This window comes from Gemmatimonadaceae bacterium, assembly GCA_036504815.1.
Taxonomy (GTDB): Bacteria; Gemmatimonadota; Gemmatimonadetes; order Gemmatimonadales; family Gemmatimonadaceae; genus PNKL01.
Genome location: DASXUN010000021.1, coordinates 300,180 through 322,344, shown reverse-complemented (window position 1 = coordinate 322,344; position 22,165 = coordinate 300,180). Strand labels below are relative to the sequence as shown.

At 65.8% G+C, this 22,165-nt stretch carries 17 protein-coding genes and 1 tRNA gene; 8 read left to right on the top strand and 10 right to left on the bottom strand.

The genetic code is table 11. From position 1 onward, the window contains the following. The first annotated feature begins 93 nt into the window (after positions 1-93). Genes VGJ96_11070 through VGJ96_11060 form a run of 3 tightly spaced genes read left to right on the top strand, consistent with a single transcriptional unit; the run spans position 94 to position 3,678 of the window. The gene (locus tag VGJ96_11070) at positions 94-1,128 is read left to right on the top strand and encodes a putative zinc-binding metallopeptidase (protein HEY3287644.1); all 1,035 of its coding nucleotides are present in this window, start codon (positions 94-96) and stop codon (positions 1,126-1,128) included. Continuing rightward, a complete protein-coding gene (locus VGJ96_11065) occupies positions 1,125-2,135 on the top strand; it encodes a hypothetical protein (protein ID HEY3287643.1) in 1,011 nt (336 codons plus the stop codon). Before VGJ96_11070 ends, VGJ96_11065 begins: the two co-directional genes overlap by 4 nt. Positions 2,136-2,181: 46 nt before the next feature. After that, positions 2,182-3,678 carry a CoA-acylating methylmalonate-semialdehyde dehydrogenase gene (locus tag VGJ96_11060; GenBank protein ID HEY3287642.1) on the top strand — a complete coding sequence of 499 codons (1,497 nt, stop codon included), beginning with the start codon at positions 2,182-2,184 and terminating at the stop codon, positions 3,676-3,678. Between the two features lie 213 nt (positions 3,679-3,891). Here the strand turns inward: VGJ96_11060 and VGJ96_11055 are convergent, their stop codons facing one another. The 3 genes from VGJ96_11055 to VGJ96_11045 all read right to left on the bottom strand — a co-directional run bounded on the left by VGJ96_11055 (position 3,892) and on the right by VGJ96_11045 (position 7,269). After that, positions 3,892-5,226 (bottom strand): aspartate aminotransferase family protein, encoded by a 1,335-nt coding sequence (locus tag VGJ96_11055; GenBank protein HEY3287641.1) that lies wholly within the window; start codon positions 5,224-5,226, stop codon positions 3,892-3,894. A gap of 163 nt (positions 5,227-5,389) precedes the next feature. Beyond that, positions 5,390-6,715, bottom strand: coding sequence for a hypothetical protein (locus VGJ96_11050; GenBank protein ID HEY3287640.1), 1,326 nt, complete (start codon positions 6,713-6,715; stop codon positions 5,390-5,392). Between the two features lie 481 nt (positions 6,716-7,196). Beyond that, positions 7,197-7,269, bottom strand: a tRNA-Phe gene (locus VGJ96_11045). A 144-nt stretch (positions 7,270-7,413) separates the two neighbouring features. Between VGJ96_11045 and VGJ96_11040 the strand changes: the two genes are divergently transcribed. Further along, positions 7,414-8,676, top strand: coding sequence for an MFS transporter (locus VGJ96_11040; protein HEY3287639.1), 1,263 nt, complete (start codon positions 7,414-7,416; stop codon positions 8,674-8,676). Here the strand turns inward: VGJ96_11040 and VGJ96_11035 are convergent, their stop codons facing one another. Then, positions 8,677-10,176 carry an AMP-binding protein gene (locus VGJ96_11035; protein ID HEY3287638.1) on the bottom strand — a complete coding sequence of 500 codons (1,500 nt, stop codon included), beginning with the start codon at positions 10,174-10,176 and terminating at the stop codon, positions 8,677-8,679. 127 nt (positions 10,177-10,303) lie between these two features. On the opposite strand from VGJ96_11035, the gene VGJ96_11030 reads away from it, so the two are divergent. Continuing rightward, the gene (locus VGJ96_11030) at positions 10,304-10,798 is read left to right on the top strand and encodes a hypothetical protein (GenBank protein HEY3287637.1); all 495 of its coding nucleotides are present in this window, start codon (positions 10,304-10,306) and stop codon (positions 10,796-10,798) included. A gap of 74 nt (positions 10,799-10,872) precedes the next feature. On the opposite strand, the gene VGJ96_11025 is transcribed toward VGJ96_11030, so the two are convergent. Beyond that, on the bottom strand, positions 10,873-12,129 hold the full coding sequence (locus VGJ96_11025; protein ID HEY3287636.1) for a RagB/SusD family nutrient uptake outer membrane protein: 1,257 nt from the start codon (positions 12,127-12,129) through the stop codon (positions 10,873-10,875). An 11-nt stretch (positions 12,130-12,140) separates the two neighbouring features. Beyond that, positions 12,141-15,014, bottom strand: coding sequence for a TonB-dependent receptor (locus VGJ96_11020; GenBank protein HEY3287635.1), 2,874 nt, complete (start codon positions 15,012-15,014; stop codon positions 12,141-12,143). A 275-nt stretch (positions 15,015-15,289) separates the two neighbouring features. Here VGJ96_11020 and VGJ96_11015 point away from each other — a divergent pair, with 275 nt between their 5' ends. Genes VGJ96_11015 through VGJ96_11005 form a run of 3 tightly spaced genes read left to right on the top strand, consistent with a single transcriptional unit; the run spans position 15,290 to position 18,952 of the window. Next, positions 15,290-16,636: a pitrilysin family protein gene (locus tag VGJ96_11015; GenBank protein ID HEY3287634.1), complete on the top strand. Its 1,347-nt coding sequence runs from the start codon at positions 15,290-15,292 to the stop codon at positions 16,634-16,636. Continuing rightward, positions 16,633-18,060 (top strand): pitrilysin family protein, encoded by a 1,428-nt coding sequence (locus tag VGJ96_11010; GenBank protein HEY3287633.1) that lies wholly within the window; start codon positions 16,633-16,635, stop codon positions 18,058-18,060. Before VGJ96_11015 ends, VGJ96_11010 begins: the two co-directional genes overlap by 4 nt. Position 18,061: 1 nt before the next feature. Beyond that, complete coding sequence (locus VGJ96_11005; GenBank protein HEY3287632.1) at positions 18,062-18,952, top strand: prephenate dehydratase; 891 nt, start codon at positions 18,062-18,064, stop codon at positions 18,950-18,952. Between the two features lie 199 nt (positions 18,953-19,151). Here the strand turns inward: VGJ96_11005 and queF are convergent, their stop codons facing one another. From queF to VGJ96_10985, 4 genes are read right to left on the bottom strand one after another with little or no spacing between them, the layout of a single operon-like run. Next, positions 19,152-19,547, bottom strand: a complete 396-nt coding sequence (gene queF / locus VGJ96_11000) for a preQ(1) synthase (protein ID HEY3287631.1) — start codon at positions 19,545-19,547, stop codon at positions 19,152-19,154. A gap of 1 nt (position 19,548) precedes the next feature. Then, positions 19,549-20,475 carry a rhomboid family intramembrane serine protease gene (locus tag VGJ96_10995; protein HEY3287630.1) on the bottom strand — a complete coding sequence of 309 codons (927 nt, stop codon included), beginning with the start codon at positions 20,473-20,475 and terminating at the stop codon, positions 19,549-19,551. Positions 20,476-20,488: 13 nt separating this feature from the next. Then, positions 20,489-21,148: a hypothetical protein gene (locus tag VGJ96_10990; protein ID HEY3287629.1), complete on the bottom strand. Its 660-nt coding sequence runs from the start codon at positions 21,146-21,148 to the stop codon at positions 20,489-20,491. After that, a complete protein-coding gene (locus VGJ96_10985; GenBank protein ID HEY3287628.1) occupies positions 21,145-22,164 on the bottom strand; it encodes a D-alanine--D-alanine ligase in 1,020 nt (339 codons plus the stop codon). The genes VGJ96_10990 and VGJ96_10985 overlap by 4 nt, the downstream gene beginning before the upstream one ends. Between the last annotated feature and the right edge of the window lies 1 nt (position 22,165).

Sequence of the window (22,165 nt, the reverse complement as noted above, 5' to 3'; positions counted from 1 at the left end):
CCCTTCCCGTGCACCACACCGTGCCCGTGCCCCTGCACCCCACCGTGCCCGTTCCCTTGCACTCTGGGGTTCAACGCCGTACGCTCTGCGCGCATGCCTTCCCGCTCCCGCCGTTTCCCGTGGGCCAACTGGCCCTCCAAGGAACTGCTCCAACTGCGCATCAAGGACCTCGGTGTCAGCATCGAGGGGACCTGGCTGGAGGGGTGCGTCAACGATCTCTACGCGGAGCTCGACGCCCGTGGGTTGCGGGTGCATCCGCATGTCTGGATCAGCGACGAGTGGTTCTCACCGGGCAACGTGCCCGGCATTGCCATCCCGTTTTACCTCACCCATCCGCGCCTGATGAAGCTCGAGCGCTCGCAGCTGCTCGAGGTCGAGGGTGGGACCTACGCCGAGTGCATGCAGATCCTGCGGCACGAGTGCGGGCATGCCGTGCAGCATGCCTTCCAGATCCATCGTCGCCGCGAATGGCAGCGCCTGTTCGGCAAGTCCTCCACGAAATACCCAGAGTCGTACCGGCCCAATCCCGCCAGCAAGAAGTACGTGCAGCACCTGCGCCGGTGGTACGCCCAAAGCCATCCCGACGAGGATTTTGCCGAGACGTTTGCGGTCTGGCTGGCGCCGCGCGCCGATTGGCGGCGCCGTTACGCCGGCTGGTTTGCGCTGCAGAAGCTGCAGTACGTGGACCAGCTCATGGCCGAGCTCGCCGGCCACCGGCCGCGCGTCACCACCCGCACCGTCATCGATCCGGCGCGCTCGCTCACGCGCACGCTGTTCGAGCACTACACCTACCGGCGGGCGCTCTACTCCGTGGAGCATCCCACGACCTACGATGAGGATCTCTTGCGCCTTTTCTCCGATGCGCCGCGCGACCGCGCGCGCGAGGCGGCCGGCAGTTTCCTGCGCCGGCACCGCAAGGAGATTCGGCGCGTCGTCTCCCGCTGGACGGGTGAGTATCAATTCACCCTCGACCAGGTCCTGCACGACATGATCGGCCGTTGCCGTCAGCTCAGGCTGCGCGTCGTCGGCCGGGAGCGTCAGTTGCTCATGGATTTCATGGTGCTCCTCACGGCCCGCACCATGGAATTTCTGTCCAAGCACGGCCGTCGCGACTGGATCGCCGTATGAAGAAGCACCGTGTGCTCGCCCTCATGCATCCGCAGCTGGTGCCGCCCGACTCGCTCGAGGGACAGAGCGACAAGGACATCAACCTGTGGAAGACGGAATTCGACGTGGTCAGCCATCTGCGCGCGTGCGGTCATGAAGTGCGGCCGCTGGGGGTGCAGTATGAACTCGCGCCCGTCCGCGACGCCGTCGAACAGTTCCAGCCGCACGTCGTCTTCAACCTGCTGGAGGAGTTCCACGGCGAGGTGGTCTTCGACCACAACGTCGTCAGCTACCTCGAACTCCTGAAGATCCCGTACACCGGGTGCAACCCGCGCGGCATGATCCTCTCGCGCGGCAAGGCGCTCTCCAAGAAGCTCTGCGCGTACCACCGCATCCGCGTGCCCGAGTTTGCGGTCTTCCCGATGGGTCGCAAGGTGCGACGGCCCTCGCACCTGAATTACCCGCTCATCGTGAAGTCGCTCATCGAGCACGCCTCGGTGGGCATCGCCAAGGCGTCGGTGGTGGACTCGGACGACAAGCTGGCCGAGCGCGTGCGGTTCGTGCACGAGCGCATCCGCACGGACGCCATTGCCGAGCAGTTCATCGACGGGCGCGAGCTGTACGTGAGTGTCATGGGCAATGAACGGCTGGTGGCGTACCCCGCCTTCGAGTTGGTCGCCGAAAAACGGTCGGCCGACGAACCGCTGATCGCGACGGCGCGCGCCAAGCATGACCTGGATTATCAGGAACGTCACGGCATCGACATCCGGCCGGCCGAGTTGCCGCCCGATCTTTCGGCCGAAGCGGCGCACGTCAGCAAGCGCATCTACCGCATTCTGGAACTCAGCGGCTACGCGCGCCTCGATTTTCGCCTCGACGCGCACGGCGACCTCTACTTCCTCGAGGCGAATCCGAACCCCGAAATCGCCGAGCGTGAGGAATTCGCTTCGTCCGCGCGCCATGCGGGAGTGGCATACTCCGACCTGCTCGAGCGTATCTTGCGCCTTGGCCTCCGGCAGCGTCCGTGAACCGGCTTCGGTGGCTCGCTTCGGCGAGCCATCGTAGCTTGGTGACATGACGCCTCACCTGCTGACGCATTTTGCCGGCGGAGTTCGCGCTGGCGCTCACTCCGCGCGCGTGGCTCCGGTCTACAATCCAGCCACCGGACTGCAAGCCACCAACGTTCCGCTTGCCGATGCGGCCGACATCGACCGCGTCATTGCCGACGCCTACGCGGCTGCCCCGGCGTGGGGCGAACGCTCCGCGCTCGATCGGGCCCGCGTCTTGTTTCGGTTCCGCGAACTCTGCCTCGCGCACGCCGATGAGCTCGCCACGCTCATCAGCAGCGAGCATGGCAAGGTCTTCGCCGATGCCCGCGGCGAGTTGCAGCGCGGACTCGAGGTGGTCGAATTCGCCGTCGGCATCCCGCACCTGATGAAGGGCGAGTTCAGCGATGGCGTCTCGCCCGGCATCGACATGCACTCCCTGCGGCAGCCGCTCGGCGTGGTCGCTGCCATCACGCCCTTCAATTTCCCGGCGATGGTGCCGCTCTGGATGGTCGCCCCGGCGCTTGCCTGCGGCAACGCGGTCGTCCTCAAGCCGTCGGAGCGCGACCCGTCTTGCCCGCTGCGGCTGGCGGAACTGTTCGTCGAGGCGGGCGGGCCGCCCGGTGTCCTCAACGTGCTCAACGGCGACGCCGAGGCCGTCAATGCGCTTCTGGTGGATCCGCGCGTTCAGGCGGTGAGTTTCGTCGGATCCACCCCCGTCGCCCGCCATGTCTACGAGACCGCTGCCCGTCACGGCAAGCGCGTGCAGGCGATGGGCGGCGCCAAGAACCATCTGGTCGTGCTCCCCGATGCCGATCTCGACCAGGTGGTCGAGTCGCTGATGGGCGCCGCCTATGGATCGGCGGGCGAGCGCTGCATGGCCATCTCCGTGGCCGTGGTCGTTGGCGACGCGACCGCCGATGCCCTCCTCCCGCGGCTCGCCGAGCGCGTGCACCGGCTGCACATCGGGGCGCCCACCGATCCCGCCAGCGAGATGGGACCGCTCGTGACTTCCGCGCACCGCGACCGAATTCGCGGCTACATCGAGCACGGCGTCCGCGAGGGCGCGTCGCTCGTCGTGGACGGTCGAGCTCATCCGCTTGCCGACGGTGCGGGGTTCTTCCTCGGCGGGACGCTCTTCGATCGGGTCACCGCGGACATGACCATCTATCAGGAGGAGATCTTCGGGCCCGTGCTGTGTGTCGTGCGGGTGGCGACGGCGGCCGAGGCGCTGGCGCTCTGCAACACGCATCGCTACGGCAATGGCGTCGCCATCTTCACGCGCAGCGGCGGTGCGGCGCACGAGTTCGCGCACCGCGTGCAGTGCGGGATGGTGGGCATCAACGTGCCCATTCCCGTGCCGCTTGCCTTCTACTCCTTCGGCGGCTGGAAGGACTCCGCTTTCGGCGACCAGAACCAGCACGGCATGGACGGCGTGCGCTTCTTCACGCGCGTGAAGACCGTCACGTCACGCTGGCCCGCCGCGGCCGACGCCGCATCGTTTACGATGCCGGTTTTGCGATAGAGCGCTGGGTTTTTCACCACGGAGGCACGGAAAACTGCCAGAGGGCCACGGAGAACCACCACAACTAAGGAGAACGACATCGCGCCACGCAAAACTCTGCGTGGCGCGCGCTGTTCCCCCAAGAAGTTGCAGTTCCTCCGTGGCCCTCGGCTTTTCCTCCGTGCCTCCGTAATGAAAAAGCCCAGCGTGGCGCCATTTAGTATCAATACGCTACTAAGCCGTGGCCTCCAGCGCCCGACGCAGCTTCGCCACCAGCTCGTCGATCTGCGCCTCGCTGATGATCAGCGGCGGCGACAGCGCGAGGATGTCGCCGGTCACGCGCACCAGCAGGTTCTGGTTGAAGAAGCAATCGACGAACACGTCATACGCGCGCGATCCGGGGCGTCCGGCCCTCGATTCGAGTTCCACGCCGGCCACTAGGCCGAGATTGCGCACGTCGATCACGTGCTTCGCGCCGCGCAATGAGTGCACCGCCTGCTCCCACTTCGGCGCCAGGGCGGCCGCGCGCGCGAAGATCCCTTCGGCGGCGTACAGGTCGAGCGTCGCCAGTCCGGCCGCCGCGGCCAGTGGATGCCCGCTGTAGGTGTAGCCGTGAAAGAACTCGATCCCCTGCTCGGTCGCGTTGATGACCGTGTCGTAGATCTTCCCCTGCACGCAGGTCGCGCCCATGGGCACCGCCGCATTGGTTACGCCCTTGGCCAGCGTGATCAGGTCGGGCGTCACGCGGAAGTGCTGCGCGGCAAACGGCGTGCCGAGTCGTCCAAAGCCGGTGATCACTTCGTCGAAGATCAGCAGGATCCCGTGCTTGGTGCACAGCGCGCGGAGTTTCTCCAGGTAGCCCACGGGCGGAATCAGCACGCCCGTCGACCCCGCCATCGGCTCCACGATCACCGCGGCGATCGTGTCGGCGCCGCGCTGCGCGACGATCTCCTCGAGGGCGTCGGCCAGATGCGCACCCCACACCGGCTGTCCCTTGGCGAACGCGTTGTGCGCCAGGTCGTGCGTGTGCGGCAGGTGGTCCACCTGTGGCAGGAGTTGCGCGGCGAACGCCTTCTTGTTCGGCTCGATGCCGCCCACGGAGATGCCGCCGAAACCGACGCCATGGTAGCCGCGGATGCGTCCCACGAACCGCGTGCGCTGCGGCTCGCCGCGCGCAATGTGGTATGCCATCGCGATCTTGAGCGCGCTGTCGACGGCCTCCGACCCCGAGTTGGAGAAGAAGACGTGGTCAATGCCCTTCGGCAGGAGGCCCGTGAGCTTCGTGGCGAGCTCGAAGCTCCACGGATGGCCCATTTGGAAGCCCGGGGCAAAATCGAGCGAGGCCGCCGCGCGGCTGATGGCCTCGATGATCGGCGTGCGGCAGTGGCCGGCATTCACGCACCACAAACCCGCCGTGCCGTCGAGAATCTCGCGGCCGTCGTCGGACCGATAGTGCATGTCCTTGGCGCCCACGAGCAGTCGCGGGCGCGCCTTGAACGCCTTGTTGGCGGTGAATGGCATCCACAGCGCTTCAAGCGCCGGATCGTGAGTCAGTGCAGGGGTCGTCATGGTTGGAATCCTCGTACGCGGAACGTGCCAACTCGCACGTACGCCGGCAACCCCTGCGCCGATGTTCACGCTACGTCCGTCGTATTCCGTCGTATTCTGTCGTACTCTGTCGTACTCTGTCGTACTCTGTCGTACTCTGTCGTACTCTGTCGTACTCTGCCGTTCAGAAACTCATGACCATCGTGCTCCCCCCGCCCCCGAACGCGCCGAACCGCTGGTTCACCACCGAGTTGAAGATCGAACCAAACTGGTAGCGCAACCCCGCCATGACGTAGTAGCGATAGTTCGTGGACAGCGCCTGCTGCCGGGCGATGACATCCGCGTCGGTTGCTTCGCCGCGCGGGAGGTAGAGCTGGTCGCGGACACGCGCCAGGTTGCCGTACAGGTTCACGCTGAAGCCCTTGCCGAGCCGAACATCCACGCCGCCGTTGAGACTCGCGTTGTAGTGCTTGAGCGCGTTGAGAAATTGCGAACCCGTCAGTGAGGCGCTCGCCGATCCCCATGGCTGCCGCTTGCTGAGCCCCACCGCGAGAAAGTGCATCGGCCGCGTTTCGCGGTCCCGGTTGTAGATGGTCGTTTCCCGGTAGTCGTAGTGCTGCACGGCCACCGAATAAAGCACGGTCAGCCGGCGCCGGGTGTACTCCTTGTACGGGTAGTAATCCCACTCGACGGCCGGCCCGGCCACGATGTTGGCATTCGTGTTGTAGTAATCCGACCGGTCCGCCTGCGCCTTGCCGCCCATGGACCAGTGGGCGCCGAGGCTCCGCACGACGATGCTGCTCAGGCCGAAGCTGCGCTGCAGCGTCGAGTACTTCGTGCCGTTGCTGAACGAAAACGACGACTGGTCATACGAGAAATTTCCGCTGAGCCTGATCTTCCACGTCTCGGTCGTGCGGTTGGCGGAGAGACTGCTCCAGAGGTTCTCGAAAGACTGCCGCTTCTCGCCGCTCCCATAGCCGTTCGCGGAAATGCTGTAGGTCCAGAAGTTCCACTTGTCCCGCGCCGCAGCGCCCGGCGCGGCATCATTCGTCGCCGGAGCCGCAAACGATACGCTCAGCCGGGGTCCCAGCGGTGTGCGTGCCGCGTACGGGAGCAGCAGCTGGCTGATCACCCGCAGCAGCCCGCGCCGGCGGGTGTCATCCGCGTCGTTCGCATTGGCCGTATACGTCAGCGTGTCGGCGACGCCGGCATATTGCTTCTGCCCGATTGTCACCACGGTGAACTGGCGTCCCCCCGAGCCGGTCGCGGCGGACGTGACCAGCACGTGGATCTCGGCGTCCAGCCGCTCGCGCATCCAGTTCACCCACTTCATTTCGGTGACCAGGAAGTCGCGATCGCATCCCCATTCCTGACAATCCAGATAGGCTCGCAACGCCGCGTTCTGCACCGTATCGCGGGCGGGACCCACCGGGTTTTGTGCGGACAACGGATTGGCCAACAGCAACAGCGCGACTGCTCCGGACGCCAGCATCGTGCGGCCTGATCGCATGAAGAGTCCTGGTGGAGGATGACAACAGGGTGCAGCCACTTCCTAAGTCTTTGCTTGCGAACACATTAGCGGATGATGAATGATCGATGACATTTCCCGTGCCCGCTGCTGTTCGCCGCACCTCAGACACCGGGGGGACGACCCAAGGTTGCCGAGCGTCTCGCCAACAACCGCCGAACGCACGCGCAAACATTCGTTCCGACGCGGTCAATCCGCAAACACCGAACTTTGCTCAGTCGCAATTCTGGCGTAAGTCGACCTGCCGGAGACGATGGGCGAGACGACCGCGACGTTCACCCCCTGCTCGCCGGCGTTGCCGTGGACGCGAACGCCACAGGTGGCGCAGAAAGACAACAGAGAAACAACAGAGAAACAACAGAGAAACAACAGAGAGACAACAGACCCGGGAGCCAATTTCGCCCCGTCTTCTGTTGTCTCTCTGTTGTTTCTCTGTTGTCTTTCTGTTGTTTCTCTGCTTGTATGGCCAGGGGCAGAATCGAACTGCCGACACGCAGATTTTCAGTCTGCTGCTCTACCAACTGAGCTACCTGGCCGCAGTCCGTAATTGTAGTCAGGCCAAGGCCTTGGGCCAAGGGGGCGACCCTCCGTTTTTCCCTCCCCCTCACGCTCCGCACCCCTTCGACCCATCTTCTCCCGCCATCCGCCATCCGCCGTCCGCCATCTGCCATCACTATCCCGTGAGAACTCCCCTCAATCGCCAGCAGATCCTCGGCTTCTGGGCCGCGTGGGCCGGATGGACGCTCGATGGCATGGATTCGGTCATCTATGCCCTCGTCATGGCGCCGGCGCTGACGGAACTGCTTCCCGCCTCGGGCTATGAAGCCACGCCGGCGCGCATCGGCTTCATTGGGTCCATCATGTTCGCCCTCTTCCTCGTCGGGTGGGGGTGTTCGTTCATCTGGGGTCCGATCGCCGACAAGTACGGCCGGTCACGGGCGCTGGCCGCCACCATTCTGGTCTACGCTCTCTTTACGGGAGCCGCCGCCTTTGCCACCGACATCTGGCAGCTCGGCATCTTCCGCCTGCTCGCCGGCATTGGCGTAGGTGGCGAGTGGGCGATGGCCGGCACTTACGTCGCCGAGGCGTGGCCCGAGGACCGCCGCAAGATGGGAGCGGGCTACCTGCAGACCGGGTACTACTTCGGCTTCTTCATGGCAGCCGCGCTGAACTACACGGTGGGGGCACAGTTCGGCTGGCGGGCGATGTTCCTCTGCGGATTGGCGCCGATGGTGGTGGCATTTCTCACCATGGCCAAGGTGCAGGAACCGCCGCGCTGGAAGGCGCACGAAGCCGAGGCGAAGCGCGCGCATCCACTCGCCGAGATCTTTGGAGACCAGTATCGCCGCCGGACCATCGTCAACGCCCTGCTCCTCACCGTCGCCATCATTGGCCTCTGGGCAGGCGTCGTCTATGAACCGGCCGCCATCACCCAGCTCGCCAAGAGGGCCGGGATGGACGCGCCCGCCGCGGCCCGCATGGTGTCGGTGGGCACCGCCGTGCTCTCGATCGGCACCATCCTTGGCTGCATTGCGCTGCCAGCGATCGCTGAACGTATCGGCCGCAAGCGAACCCTCGCCTTGTACTTCACTGGCATGATGGTGAGCATCCCGACCGCGTTTGGGTGGGCCTTCTACCTCGAGCAGGGGCTCGTGCCGTTCATCACGGTACTCTTCTTCCTCGGATTCGCCGGCGGGAACTTCGCCGTCTTCAGCCTCTGGCTTCCCGAGCAGTACGACACACGGGTGCGTGCCACCGCCTTCGCGTTCTCGACGTCGGTCGGACGGTTCATCGGCGCCGGCGTCAACTTCGTGCTCGGCAGCGCGGTGCTGCGCTCGGGAACGCTCGGCACCCCGGTCGCCTGGACCGGCGCGGCCTTCCTGGTCGGACTGCTCATCATCCCGTTCGCCATCGAGACGAAGGGGCAGCAGCTTCCGTCGTAGCTACGCCGAGGCGGGTTTGGGAAGCAGGTGCTTCTGCACCTTGCCGAGCGCCGTGCGCGGCAGGGCCTCCACGCGCACGATGCCGCGCGGGATCTTGAAGCTCGCCAGTTGCGTGCGGAGCTGGGCCAGCACCGCGGCGTCATCGACCGGTCCGTCCGTCACGAGATAGGCAATGGGCACTTCGCCGCGCAGCGGGTCGGCAACGCCCACCACCGCGGCCTCGCGCACCCCCTCGTGCTCCAGCAGCAGTTCTTCGATCTCGCGGGGGTAGATGTTGAATCCGCCCGAGATGATCAGGTCGCTGCGCCGCCCCTCGAGCGTGATGTAACCGTCGGCCGAGATGCGCCCCATGTCGCCGGTTCGGAACCATCCGTCGCGCCAGGATGCCGCGGTGGCATCGGGCCGCTTCCAGTAGCCGTCGCACACATTGGGTCCCTTGACCCACAGCTCGCCCGTTGCCTCCACGCCGACATCCTTCCCGTCTTCATCGAGGATCTTCACGGCGACATGTGGCAGCGGGAAACCGACGGTTCCGGGATGCCGCTCGCCATCGTACGGGTTGCTGATGTTCATCAGCGTCTCGGTCATTCCGTATCGCTCGAGAATGACGTGCCCGTACTTCGCCTCGAACGCCGTGAGCACCTGCGCCGGCAGCGGCGCCGAGCCCGACACGAAGAGCCGCGCTGCCGTACCAATGCGCCGTGCGCGATCGTCCGGCACCTCGAGCAGGCGCACGTACATCGTCGGCACGCCGAAGAACAGCGTTGGGCGGTACGTCTCGAACAACTCGGCGGCCGTGGCGTGGTCAAATCGCTCGACGAGCCGCATATGGCACCCGCTCGCCAGCCAGACGTGCAGGCCGTTGCCCAGTCCGTGGACATGGAAGAGCGGCAGCGCGGCGAGATACCGATCATCGCTCGTGATGCGCCAGTTTTCGACCAGCGACAGGCCGTTCGCCACGAAGTTCCCGTGCGTCAGGATCGCGCCCTTCGACGTGCCGGTGGTTCCCGAGGTGTAGACCAGGGCGGCGGGAGTTTGCGCCGAAACTGCGACCACCGGCCGCACCGCGTCCAATCGCGCCGCCTTCGACGAGAGTTCTTCCACGTCCCAGCACGTCGTGCCCGCCGGGAAGACGGCCGCCTGTGCCGGCGTCGTCACCACCGCCTTCGGCTCGGCATCGCCCATGATGTGCCGGATCTCGCGTTCGCGATACAGCACGTTGATGGGCACCACGATCACCCCCAGCTTGGCGCACGCAATCCAGAGGTCGATGATCTCCACCCGGTTTGCCAGGTAGAACGCCAACCGGTCACCCGCATGAAGCCCGAGCGTTACGAGCAGTTGCGCCAGCTGGTCGCTGCGCCGGTCGAGTTCACCGAAGGTCAGTGACTCGACGCTGGCGGCAGGATGATCGTACGTGATCGCGCATATCTGGCGCCTGTCGCGCAGGGACAGGTCGAAGAGTTCGACGAGATGCATGCCGCAGAAGTTACTGCGCACCCAACGGTCGAGTGAGGTTCGCGGGCAGCGGCACGGCCGGGACAGCTGGTTGGGGATTGGGGCAGAGTGGTGGCGGGATGGCCGGCGCTTCCCTATCTATGAGTGCTCATTCCTCGGCCCCGTGCGCATGTCCTCCCTCGTTTCGTTGATGCGTCGTCCGTCGCTCCGTCGCCCGTTTGTCTGGGTTGCCGCCGGCGCGCTGTTCTCGCAATCCGCCTGCTACAGCTATCGTCCGGCCGCGCCGTCTGCCCTGAAGGCATCGGATGACGTCCGCCTGGTGTTGTCGAGCGAAGGGAGTGTGGCGCTTCAGCCGATGCTTGGCCCCGACGTGGGACGCATCGCGGGTGCCGTGCAGGAGACGATTGGCGACTCCAGTGTCGTGCTCCTGATCGATGACGTGACGACCAAGGCCGGCGCCACCGTCGCCTGGCGTCGCGGGCGAGTGACTGTCCCCATTCGTGCGATTGCGGCGATTGAACGGCGTACGCTGGACCGTCGGCGCACGCGAACGTTTGCGGTCGTCGCCACGACGGCGTTCGTCGCGGTGGTCGTGGCGGCCATCAAGCAGGCGAGTTCCAGCGGCTCCTCGCGCTCCGGACCCGGCAGCGGACCACCGGAATAGGGCATCGCCCGGAACACAGAACCGGCGGGGCGCTTGGCGTCCCCCCGGTTCTGTGCGCTGCCACTCCCGGAGGTTCAGGGCCTGAGATTGGTGTTCGACTGCTTCTCCTGCAGCGAGACGGGGAAACAGAGGTCACGGGTGGCCAGGTCCTCGCGGGCGTCGAAGGCGCCGGGACGGCTGGCCGCCTTCCACCGGCGAAGGTCGCCCAGGCGTCGCCCTTCGAGCCAGAGTTCAATGGCACGCTCCCGCTTCAACGCCGTCCAGGCATCGGCGCTCGTGATAGCTGTCACGAGCGGAACGTTCACCGCCGCGCGCCGCGCGTTGATGATAGCCACGGCACCCAGGACGTCGTTGCCAATGAGCTTTGCCTCGGCTTCGATGAGGCGCATCTCCCAGCCGGTGACGAGGTTCACGTTGGCGTTCTGCGCCGGATACTTCGTCTGGAAGTACCAGCGCACCTTGCCCGACGTGCCGTCCGGCTGACCGCCCACGGCGCCATCGCCTTCCCGAAGGGTGGCGCTGCTGTCGTAGGGAACGCGCGAATCCTTGGTGGTCGCGCGATACGCCTCCACCCACGTCCAGCGTTGTGTGTACGCCCGGTATGGTTGGTTGGCGTTGGCAAAGTAGATGCGATTGTACTGCGCCTGTTCGTTGGTGTAGTACGGCATCCGGTACGCGAAGGTGTTCGCCACCCCCGCGGCGTCGGCCGTGGCTCCCGCCAGGTTGTTGAGGTTCAGGCGCACCGACGCGCGCCCCGCAAGCGCGGCCGTGGCCAGCGTGGTGTTCCCGACCGCGGTCGCGATCGTCATGGCGTCCGTGAAGTTCGCCTCGGCGCGCGTGAAGTACACCTTCGAATCCTGCGCGGCGCCGCCATCGATGACACCGGTGCACACGTTCTCGCCGAGCAGCCGGTTGGCGAAGCCGGCCCAGACGAGGATCTGCGCCGCCTGGGCGCTCTTGGCGTAGTCCGCGTCGCCGAGCACGGTCTTGAGGCGGACGGCGCCTTGTTCCGCCGTCCAGCGGGCTCGCTGTCCGCGGTCCCAGTAATCGCCACTTTCGTCTTCCGTGAGTCGCCCGTTCTGCACGTTCACGCTGATGCCGAAGCTGCCGGTCGATCCGGCCGGCCAGATTTCGCGCGCCGCGGCGGCGCTCGTGTACAACGTCCAGTTCAGCGCGTCGGCGAGGTCGCGCCCGGCGCCGTTCACGATGGCCGGAAGCGCCGACTTGTCGTTCAGGAAGTCCGCATTCACGGGCCCGGGGTTGGTCACCTTCAGTTCACAGCCCGCCGTGAGCATCGTCCCGGCCAGCACGAGGAGAATTCGCTTGGTCATGGGTCGGCTCCTCAGAAGGAAACACGCAGTGAGGTCAGGAACACCGCCGGAGCGGGGATATGCTCCGAGATGTAGCGCGCGGCCACGTTGTAGCCGTCGTTCCCCGACTGCTCGGGATCGAACATCGGCAGGCCGTAGTTCCGGCGGAAGAAGTTCTGTGCCGTGAACACCAGCGAGCTGCTGGTCGTGCCCGGGATCGCCTTGCCCAGCGGCACGGTGACCGTCAGGTCGCGCAGCTTGAAGAAGTCGGCCTTGAAGATGAATGTGTCCTCGCGGATGTTCTTCTGCACGCAGGTGGCGTTCTCCCAGTTCGTGATCTGCTCTCCCGCCTTGATGCGGTCGTACGCGCGAAAGCAGGTCGGCCATAGCACGGTGCGCGACAGTGCCTGGAACGACGAGTTCTCGCTGATGTACGCGCCGCCCTGGTACTCGCCGCGAAGCGACGCCGTGATGCCGCGCCACGTGCGCACGGTCACGGTGCCGCCGATGATGCGTGTTGGCGCCGCCGGGCCGAAGATGTGGTTGCCGACGGTGTCGGGCGCCGATCCCGGCGTGACGAGTGCGTTCTTGTTGCGCACCAGGCGGCCGCGGATCACCGGCACCGGCTGCCCCTCCATGACCCAGGCAAACGCGTTGCCGGAGCCGATGGTGAACGCCGGCGCGCCGCCCAGGCTGACCACCTTCGAGGCGTTGGTCGTGATGGACAGCGTGGCGTTGACGCCAAGGTTCTTGCGATCGAGCACGGTGCCGCCCACCGTCATTTCCAGTCCGTGCTTTTCCATCGTGCCGACGTTCTTCAGTTGGCTGTTGAGGAAGCCGAGCGATGGCACTGACGTCACCGGGAAAAGGGCGTCCGTCGTCCGTGCGGTATAGGCGGTGAAATCCACCGTGACGCGATTGTCCAGCGCCGTCAGGTCGAAGCCGGCTTCCTTCTCCGTCGTGCGTTCGGGTCCGAGGTTCGGGTTGCCGAGATTGGACGGACGGAAGGCCGGTTGGGTGCCCCAGCCCACGGGCGTCCAGGTCTGCACGGCGTCAAACGCGCCGGGCGCGCGGCCGGCCTGGCCGAGCGCGGCGCGCAGCTTGAGTGTGGCACCGAAACGCGACGGCCACCACGGTTCGTCGCTCGCCACCCACGATCCGCTGATCTTCGGGTACTTCTGCAGGCCGAAGTTCTCGCCGAAGGCGCTGTTGCCGTCTACACGCAGGCCCACCGTCGCAAAGTATCGATCCTTGTAACCCATCATCGCCTGCAGGAAGCCACCCCCCGTGATGACCATCTGCCGGTTCTCGAAGGCGTTCTTCAATGACCCGCTCGATACCGTGGGCTGACCCGGGCCGGGGAAGTTCTCGGAATACGAGGAATTGTCGGCGACGTTCGAGTTCACGTATTGGGTGCCGAACGAGAGCGTGATGTGGAAGTCGTTGTTCAGGTAGTTCTGGTCCAGGCTATTGACCCAGTCCACCGAGAGTGTGCGGTTCTCCCACCGCTGGTCATTCACGATGCCCTGCGCGGCGCCGTAGAAGCCGTAGGGTCGCAGGTTGCGATTTTCGACGGCCGCGCGGTCCATGCCGAGCGTCATCTTGCTGTTGAAGAGCGGATGCGGAGCCCATGTCCCGGTCAGGCCAAGCACCGCCCGGTCGATGTAGGTGTTCAGCTTGTATCGCAGCACCTGGCGAATCGTGTCGGGGTTCGCGTTCGCGAAATAATTGCGGTCGCGCCGGAACGCGTTGAGGGTGATGCCGTGCGCGTTGTTCCCCGCGGGCGTGTTCGCGATGTTCGAGTTCGAGAATGACGAATTCCAGTTCATCGTCACGGTCTTCAGCGGCGCAAAGTCGAGGTTTGCGCGCATGTTGTACTTCCGGTCGAGGTCGAGCGGGAGCACCCCCTCCGCCGAGCTGCCCGATGCCGACAGGAAATAGCGGACGTTGTTCGCCGTGCCGCCCGATACCTGCGCTTCGGCGCTCACGCTCTTGCCCCGGCGCAGGAACGGATCCATGAAGAGCAGCTTGGCGTCGTCGGTGCCGAACTGCTGCAGCTTGTTGAAGCCGGTGGAGACGTTGGTCTGCCACTTCGCCGCGCCCTGCGCGCCGCGCTTGGTGAAGATCTGGATCACGCCCGCCGCGGCATCGGTGCCGTAGAGCGTCGCCGCGGCGGCTCCCTTCACGACCTCGATGCGCTCGATATCATCGGGCGAGATGTCGTTGAGCGGGCTCGCGTTGATGTTGCCGCTCCGCAGGTTGCTCCCCGCTTCCGGCAGGTTCTTCGGGTATTCGTCGCTTCGCACGCGCACGCCGTCGATGTAGAGGAGCGGCTGGTTCGACAGCGCCACGCTCGTGTTGCCGCGCAGCCGGATCGCCTTGCCGGCGCCGGCATTGCCCGATCCGCCCGTGACCTGCACGCCGGACAGGCTGCCGGCGATCATGGAGCCGAAGTCGCTCTGCACCTTCGGCGCCGTGGCGAGGTTGATCGTGCCGATCGAGTTGCCCACCTCGCGCTTGCGCGCGGCGCCGGCCGTTCCGGTCACCACCACCTCGTCAAGCGCCATCGCCTGGACGACGAGTTCGAAGTCCACCGTAGCACTGCCGCCCGCCGGTATCGTGACCGGCGCCGACGCAGGGGCGTAGCCGATCATGCGCACGCGCAGCGTGCGTGCGCCGGCCGGTGCATTGCGGATCACATACTCGCCGTCGCGAGCACTCGCCGCTCCGATGACGGTGCCGACCACGGAGACCTGCGCATTCCCCACGGGAATGCCGCCTGGCGCCGTGATCTTGCCGCGGATGGTCCCGGTCGGCGTGTCCTGCGTGCGCGCCGACGTCGGCGATGCCAGCCACCACAAGGCGAAGATGGCGGTCGGAAAGAGGCGTGCTCGCAGCCGGAACATTGGGAACTCCTTGCTGAGACGGGGGTGAGGAGTACTGGCTCACAAAAATGTGTTTGCGATTCTGCGAAATAGCACCGCTCGCCGCAAGGGATTACTTCAAAAATTGTAGGCAATTGCCCTTCACAATCCCGAGATCCATGCCCCCGAATCGACGAGTCCCGCTGGACTCCTCCGACACCTCTCCCAACGCCATGGCTGCCCAACTGACCGCCGTCCTTTGCGTTGCGCGCCTGGTGCGTCTGCCAGTTCATCGATCATTTCCGTATTGTTGTGTCATGCGCAACCTCCTCCTGCTCGCGATCCTCGTCCCGGCCTTGGCCGCCGGACAAGGTCCGCTGCGCGTCCCCGCCACGGTCGACACGCTCCCGAACGGCCTGACTCTCATCATTCATGAGGATCACTCCGTCCCTATCGTCACCACGAATGTCTGGTTCCACGTGGGATCGGGAGACGAGAAACCGGGCCGCACCGGATTCGCCCATCTCTTCGAACACCTGATGTTCATGGGTTCGCAGAACGCGCCGTATCCGCAGTTCGATCGCCTCCTCGAGGCGGCTGGCGCCAACAACAACGGTTCGACCACCGAGGATCGCACCAACTACTACGAGGAAGGACCGAGTACCGCGCTGCCCCTGATGATCTGGCTCGAGGCCGATCGCATGGGATGGCTGCTTCCGACGATGGATGCCCCCAAGGTCGATCTCCAGCGCGACGTCGTGAAGAACGAGCGTCGGCAGAGCTACGAGAACCAGCCCTACGGCTTGGTCTACGACTACCTGCCCAAGCTCATGTACCCGGCGGGCCATCCGTACAACTGGCCCGTCATCGGCAGCATGACCGACCTGTCGGCTGCGTCGCTTGAGGACGTGAAGGATTTCTTCCGCCGGTATTACGCACCCAACAACGCGACGCTGGTCGTCGCCGGCGATGTGAAGCCCGACGATGTGCGCGCGCTCGTGCGAAGATATTTCGCCGATATTCCGCGCGGCCCGGCCCTGGAGCGTCCCGCGCCGGCACCGTTCACGGTGAAGGACACGGCCATCACGCTCGAGGATCGTGTGCAGTTGCCGCGCCTTTTCATGAACTGGCACACGGTCAAGGGATGGCATGCAGACGACGCGGCACTCGAGATCGCCTCGTATGTCCTCACCGGATCGCGGACCAGCCGGCTGACCCAGGCGCTGGTGTATGCGGGTGAACTTGCCACCGGCGTCCAGGCCTATCAGGATGGCAAGCGGCTCGACGGGGATTTCATGCTCGTGGCGACGGCGCGTCCCGGCAAGGGTCTCGATACGCTGCGCACCGTCATTGACGCCGAGCTTGCCAAGCTCGCCGCCGAGGGACCAACGGCTCGCGAACTCGAGGAAGCCAAGAACGCCACCGAGGCGTCATTCCTTCGCGGCATCCAGCAGGTGAGCGGCAAGGCGGATCGCCTGAACGCGTACTACTATCAGACCGGCAACCCCGATTCCTTCCAGGCCGATCTCGACCGATACAAGGCGGTGACGGCCGCCGACGTCCAGCGCGTCGTCAAGCAGTATCTCCGGGCAAGCCGCGTGATGGCATCGGTTGTCCCGCAGGGCAAGCTCGACCTCGCGGCCAAGAAGGGAGTGATTCAATGAGACCCGCCGCACTTCTCCTCGCTCTTGCGCCGGTCGCCGCGTTCGGGCAGCAGATCGACCGTACCCAGGTGCCGGCCCTCGAAAAGCCGCCGGCATTGAAACTGCCAACACTTGAGCGCGCCTCGCTGCCCAACGGGGTCACGTTGCAGTTGGTCCAGCAGCACGAGCTTCCGCTCGTGCAGGTGACGCTTGTCATCGCCGGCGGCACCAAGCTCGATGCCAGGCAGCCCGGGCTCGCCTCGTTCACGACGCGCATGCTCACCGAAGGGGCCGGCACGCGCGACGCCAACGCCCTGCAGGGTGAGCTGGCCTTCCTCGGCGCCCAGCTCTTCGCGTCGGCAGCGAGCGATGCGTTCACCATTTCGCTCAATGTGCCCAAGCGCACGCTGGGCGAGGCGCTCGACCTGCTCGGTGACGTCGTCCTGCGCCCGACCTTCCGCGCCGCCGATGTGCGCCGCCAGCGCGATCTTCGCCTGGCCAGCATCCTGCAGCGCCGCGACAATGCCAACGTGCTTGCCAGCTTGGCCTTCAGTCAGGCCGTTTTCCCGGCGGGCCATCCGTATCACCAGCCAACGGACGGCGATTCGGCTTCGACGGCGTCGCTCGATTCCGCGACGGTCCGCGCGTTTTATGCGCAGACCTTCGTTCCGGAGCGCGCGAAGTTCATTATCGTCGGCGATGTCACCGTCCCCGAGATGCGCGGCCTCCTTGCCCGGCGGTTCGAGTCGTGGCCGCGCGGGACGACGGCGCGCACGATGGCGGCGGTCACCGCCAGGCCGGTCGCCAATTCGGCGGTGAAGATCTACCTGGTCGACAAGCCCAACGCCGCGCAGTCGGTCATCTACCTCGGTGCGCCCGGCGCGGAGCGCCTGTCGCCGGATTATCCCGCGCTGATGGTGATGAACACCATTCTCGGTGGTTCGTTCTCGTCGCGGCTGATGTCGAACTTGCGGGAGACGAAAGGCTACACCTACGGCATCACGTCGCGCTTCAGTTGGGCGCCCCTGGCCGGCCCGTTCGTCATCTCCAGCAGCGTGCGCACCGGCGTCACCGACAGCGCGCTCGTCGAAGTCTTCAAGGAAGTGAAGATGCTGCGCGACCTGCCGGTCGATGCCACCGAACTCGAACGCGCCAAAGCCTACGTCGCACTCGGCGTCCCGCAGCGCTTTGAGACGATCGGCCAAATCGCCGCCCAGCTCGTGGACCTCGGCACGTTCAGTCTCCCGTTGGCCTCACTCGGCGACTTTGTCGCCAAGGTCAATCAGGTGACGGCGGCGGATGTGCAGCGCGTCGCGCGGCAGTACCTGCCGGCGGAGACCGCCACGCTGGTCGTCGTGGGCGACATCGCCAAGATCCGCGCCGGCATCGAGGCGCTGAAGCTCGGCTCCATCTCGGTGCTCGACGTCCAGCAGGTCGCGCGCTGAGATGACCGTGCCGTTGCTGCGCGTCGCCTTCCAGGGCGAGCTGGGGGCCTTCTCCGAGGAGGCCATCCATCAGCTGTGGACGAGCGGCGCGGAGCCCATGCCGCATCGCGACTTCAGCGATGTGGTGCAGGCGGTGCAATCGGGCGCCGCCGATCGCGGGGTGCTTCCCATCGAGAACACCATTGTCGGCGGCATTCCCGCCGCCCATGACGTCATCAGCGACGCGCTCGACTTGTTCGTGACGGGTGAGACGGTGGTCCCCGTGCATCATTGCCTGCTCGGGCCACCTGGCACCCGGTTCGAGCAGGTGAAGATGGTGCTCAGTCACCCGGTGGCGCTGGCACAATGCGGGGAATTCTTCGCCAAGCACGCGCGCCTCGAGGTGCACGCCGTCTACGACACCGGCGGTGCCGCACTCGATGTCGCGAATGTCGCCGACCCTGAGATTGCGGCCGTCGCCAGCCGCAATGCCGCGCATCGCTACAAGCTGGCGATCCTGATGCCAGACATCGAGGATCGCCCGGATAACCAGACGCGGTTCCTCGTGATCTCGCGCGTTCGCGAAGTCGTCCCCGAAGGGACGCCCGTCCGCACCTCGGTGATCATCACGCACGAGGATCGCCCCGGCGCGCTGCTGCGCGTGCTCGAACCGCTGGCACGGCACGGCATCGACATCCGTCGCCTGGAGTCACGCCCCACCGGCGAACCCTGGTCGTACTGCTTCTTCCTCGATTTCGACCACACCTGCGGTGATCCGATTGTCGATGTCGTGCTCAGGGAGATGACGGCGTCCGCGCGCGTGCTCCGCATCCTCGGCACCTTCCCCCGCTGGAACCCCGGCCGCCGCGGTTCCATCGGCTGGCACTCAGGCTCCATGCCGTCGGTGCGATAAGAAGCTGGCTTTCTTCACCACGGAGACACGGAGAAGCACGGACGGCCACGGAGAACGGCCAAGAACTGAGGGTAAAGACATCGCGCCACGCAGATCATTGCGTGGCGCGCACAGTTCCCCCAAGAAGTGGCAGTCCTCCGTGGCCCTCCGTGCTCCTCCGTGCTCCTCCGTGCCTTCGTGGTGAAAAAGGCCAGAGGAACTATCGCGCAGCCCCGTACCGCGCCGTGATCACCGACTTGATCCCGCCACGCACGTTGAAGTCGCCGACGACGGTCATCGCCACGGGGGAGCACGCTGCGGACAGGTCGTCGAGAATCCGGTTCACCGCGCGCTCATAGAAGATGCCGTCGTTGCGGAAGCTCCACAGGTAGAGCTTCAGGCTCTTCAATTCAAGGCACGTATCGCCCGGCGTATAGGTGATGTGAATGACACCGAAGTCCGGCGCACCACCCTTTAGAAGCTCCAGTTCCGCGGCGTCCGTCTCCACCCCGCCCAGTGGGCAGAGTGAGGTGAACTCGTCGCAGGTCATGCGGATTTCGTAATCGCGCCCGGGGTACGGGTTCGCGAAGGTCTCAATCAGGTCGGCACGCGGCATGTCAGTCCTGGCGGCGCTGCTTCGACGCATCGTCGAGCAGCTGGCGTTCGTCCGCCGTCAGGCTGTCGAGCCCCGTGGCGGAAATCTTGTCGAGCACCCGATTCAGGCGTGCGGCATCAGTCTCGGCCGGTGACGTCGCGCCAGGCGGACGCTGTCGCGCCGCATGGTGCTGCGCGGTCATCGCCTTGCTGCGCGCCACGGCATCGTCGGCATCCGGCTCGCGCGGCTGCCGATGCGACTTGGGCACCGCATGCGGGAGGTCCTCGTCCGGCACGTCCGGCACGGGCTCCACGTGGCGTCGCACGCCGGCAAGATTCACGCGCGCCGAAGTGCGCAGGTACAGCCATCCGGCCCCGAGACCGCCCAGGTGTGCCAGATAGGCGATCCCGCCGTCCGGCATCGACGCAATGCCGCCCAGCAGGTTCATCAGCACGACCAGCACCATCAGCCAGCGCACCGTCATCGGCACCATGCCGAACAGGTACACGGTCTCGTGCGGCCATAGTGTGGCATAGGCAAGCATCACCCCCATCACCGCCGCCGACGCGCCGATCAGCACCGTGTCGCCGGCCATGAACAGGTGCAGGAACCAGCCGCCGAGGCCGCAGAACAGGTAGTACCGGGTAAACTCGCCCGGTGTCCACACCGCCTCCACGCGTGGGCCAAATAGCCAGAGCGTGTAGACGCTCAGCGCCAGATGCCAGAAACCACCGTGCACGAACATGTACGTGCCGATCGTCCACCACGCCCGGCCAATCGACCCCAGGTCGCGCGAGTGGAAGCCCAGGGCCGCGAACATGTCGCTGGGACTCACCACCGTGACCTGCAGGAAGTACACGGCGATGTTGAGACCGAGCAGCCAAGCCACCGCCACGCCAAATCGGCTGGGGCGTTGCGACGTCAGGCTGGGTGACTCGGCGAGGGGCATGTTCGAAATATCGTCAGCGCAGGCCGGTGGGGGCAGGGAGCCGCAGGGTCAGGCGCGTATCGGCGTGCAACGCAACGGCGTGCTCCAACAACGTAGACCAACGGCGATCCAGGACTGGTGGTTCCCCGGTGAGGAATGGGTGGATCACCACCTGCGTCTCCAGGCTCGTGGCGTGCGCCTGTTCGATCAGGCGCAGGATCTGTGAATCGCTGGTGTCGTCACGGGGGCACAGCACCAGGGCGTGGGCGCATCCGGCGCCCGCTGCCGCGGCCAGCGTCTCGATGGCGCTGGATCGCCCGGCTTCCGGCCCGACGAATTCCACCGTGACCTGCGTCATCGCCAGGCTGGGCGCCAGCATGGCCAACGCCTCGGGACGCTGGCCATCGCTGTCGAGCATCAGCGGCACCGGCATGGGGTGATTGCCGAAGGCCGCCATCAGGAACTCGAGATTTCCCAGGGGATCACGTCCGCCGACGGCGATCGCGTGGATCTTCGTCCGTGCCAGTTGACGGTCAATCTCCTTCAGGAGCGCCGCCGACGTGTACATCGTGGCCGTCTCCGCCTCGCCCGCAAAGCGCACGAAGAGTTGGCGGCGGCCCGACCAGATGCCTTGCGCCTGCACGCCGGCTGGAACGCCCGCCAGGGCGGCGGCCGGCAATCGCGGTGTCGTCATACCGACGTTCCTCCCTTGGCGTGCAGTGCCAACTGCACGATGCGCTCGCACAACTCGTCGAAGGAGACCCCGGCGGCCGCTGCCGCCTGTGGAATGAGGCTCAGCTCGGTCATCCCCGGGAGCGTGTTCGCTTCCAGGCAGTAGAAAGTACCGTCTTCCGTCATCCGGAAGTCAATGCGGGCGTAGCCGTGCAGCTTGAGCGCCCGGAATGCCCGCCGCGCCTGCGCCTGCACCGCCGCCACCTGCGACTTGGTCAGCTTGGCCGGAAACTCCTCGCGGGCCATGCCGGCCGTGTACTTGCATTCGTAGTCGTACAACTCGTGCTTCGGAATGATCTCGCCGACGGGAAGCGACGTGTCACCCAGGATCCCCACGGTCAGTTCGCGCCCCGGGATGAACCGCTCGATCATCACTTCGTCGTCATACAGGAACGCCTCGCGCACCGCGGCGTCCAGCGTTTCGGGGGAGGTCACCTTCGTCAGCCCGACGGTTGATCCCTGCTTCGACGGCTTGACGATCACCGGCCACCCCAGGTGTGCCGCGACGCGTTCGGCGGTCGCAGGCGCCATCAGCCAATCGGCGGTGGTGACTCCCGCACTGCGGAACAGCGTTTTTGACAGGTCCTTGTCCATCGCGAGCGCGCTCGCCAGGTGGCCACTCCCGGTGTAGCACACGTGCGCGGCGTCGAGCATCGCCTGGACGGTGCCATCCTCGCCGTGGCCGCCGTGCAGGGCGAGGAACACCACGTCCGCCCCGCGCACCGCCGGCAGCGATCCCAGCACCGGACTGAGTTCGGCGCTCTCGAAATGCTTCAACTGCTCCAGCGACGGCGGCTCGCGCTTCATCGCGCCCTGCGCCAGTTCCGCGAATTCCCGTTCGCTCAGCATGCCAACCGCTGGATCGATGGGTGTCACCGTGTGCCCGCCGCGGCGCAGCGCCTCCACGATCCGCACCCCCGATGCGAGCGACACATCGCGCTCGGCGGAGGTTCCGCCCATCATCACCGTGATCTTCATG

What these genes read in the sequence shown, in the direction of transcription:
- VGJ96_11070 (HEY3287644.1), top strand. Translation starts at nt 94, where the DNA reads ATGCCTTCCCGCTCCCGCCGTTTCCCGTGGGCCAACTGGCCCTCCAAG.
- VGJ96_11065 (HEY3287643.1), top strand. Translation starts at nt 1,125, where the DNA reads ATGAAGAAGCACCGTGTGCTCGCCCTCATGCATCCGCAGCTGGTGCCG.
- VGJ96_11060 (HEY3287642.1), top strand. Translation starts at nt 2,182, where the DNA reads ATGACGCCTCACCTGCTGACGCATTTTGCCGGCGGAGTTCGCGCTGGC.
- VGJ96_11055 (HEY3287641.1), bottom strand. Translation starts at nt 5,226, where the DNA reads ATGACGACCCCTGCACTGACTCACGATCCGGCGCTTGAAGCGCTGTGG.
- VGJ96_11050 (HEY3287640.1), bottom strand. Translation starts at nt 6,715, where the DNA reads ATGCGATCAGGCCGCACGATGCTGGCGTCCGGAGCAGTCGCGCTGTTG.
- VGJ96_11030 (HEY3287637.1), top strand. Translation starts at nt 10,304, where the DNA reads ATGTCCTCCCTCGTTTCGTTGATGCGTCGTCCGTCGCTCCGTCGCCCG.
- VGJ96_11025 (HEY3287636.1), bottom strand. Translation starts at nt 12,129, where the DNA reads ATGACCAAGCGAATTCTCCTCGTGCTGGCCGGGACGATGCTCACGGCG.
- VGJ96_11020 (HEY3287635.1), bottom strand. Translation starts at nt 15,014, where the DNA reads ATGTTCCGGCTGCGAGCACGCCTCTTTCCGACCGCCATCTTCGCCTTG.
- VGJ96_11015 (HEY3287634.1), top strand. Translation starts at nt 15,290, where the DNA reads ATGCGCAACCTCCTCCTGCTCGCGATCCTCGTCCCGGCCTTGGCCGCC.
- VGJ96_11010 (HEY3287633.1), top strand. Translation starts at nt 16,633, where the DNA reads ATGAGACCCGCCGCACTTCTCCTCGCTCTTGCGCCGGTCGCCGCGTTC.
- VGJ96_11005 (HEY3287632.1), top strand. Translation starts at nt 18,062, where the DNA reads ATGACCGTGCCGTTGCTGCGCGTCGCCTTCCAGGGCGAGCTGGGGGCC.
- queF (HEY3287631.1), bottom strand. Translation starts at nt 19,547, where the DNA reads ATGCCGCGTGCCGACCTGATTGAGACCTTCGCGAACCCGTACCCCGGG.
- VGJ96_10995 (HEY3287630.1), bottom strand. Translation starts at nt 20,475, where the DNA reads ATGCCCCTCGCCGAGTCACCCAGCCTGACGTCGCAACGCCCCAGCCGA.
- VGJ96_10990 (HEY3287629.1), bottom strand. Translation starts at nt 21,148, where the DNA reads ATGACGACACCGCGATTGCCGGCCGCCGCCCTGGCGGGCGTTCCAGCC.
- VGJ96_10985 (HEY3287628.1), bottom strand. Translation starts at nt 22,164, where the DNA reads ATGAAGATCACGGTGATGATGGGCGGAACCTCCGCCGAGCGCGATGTG.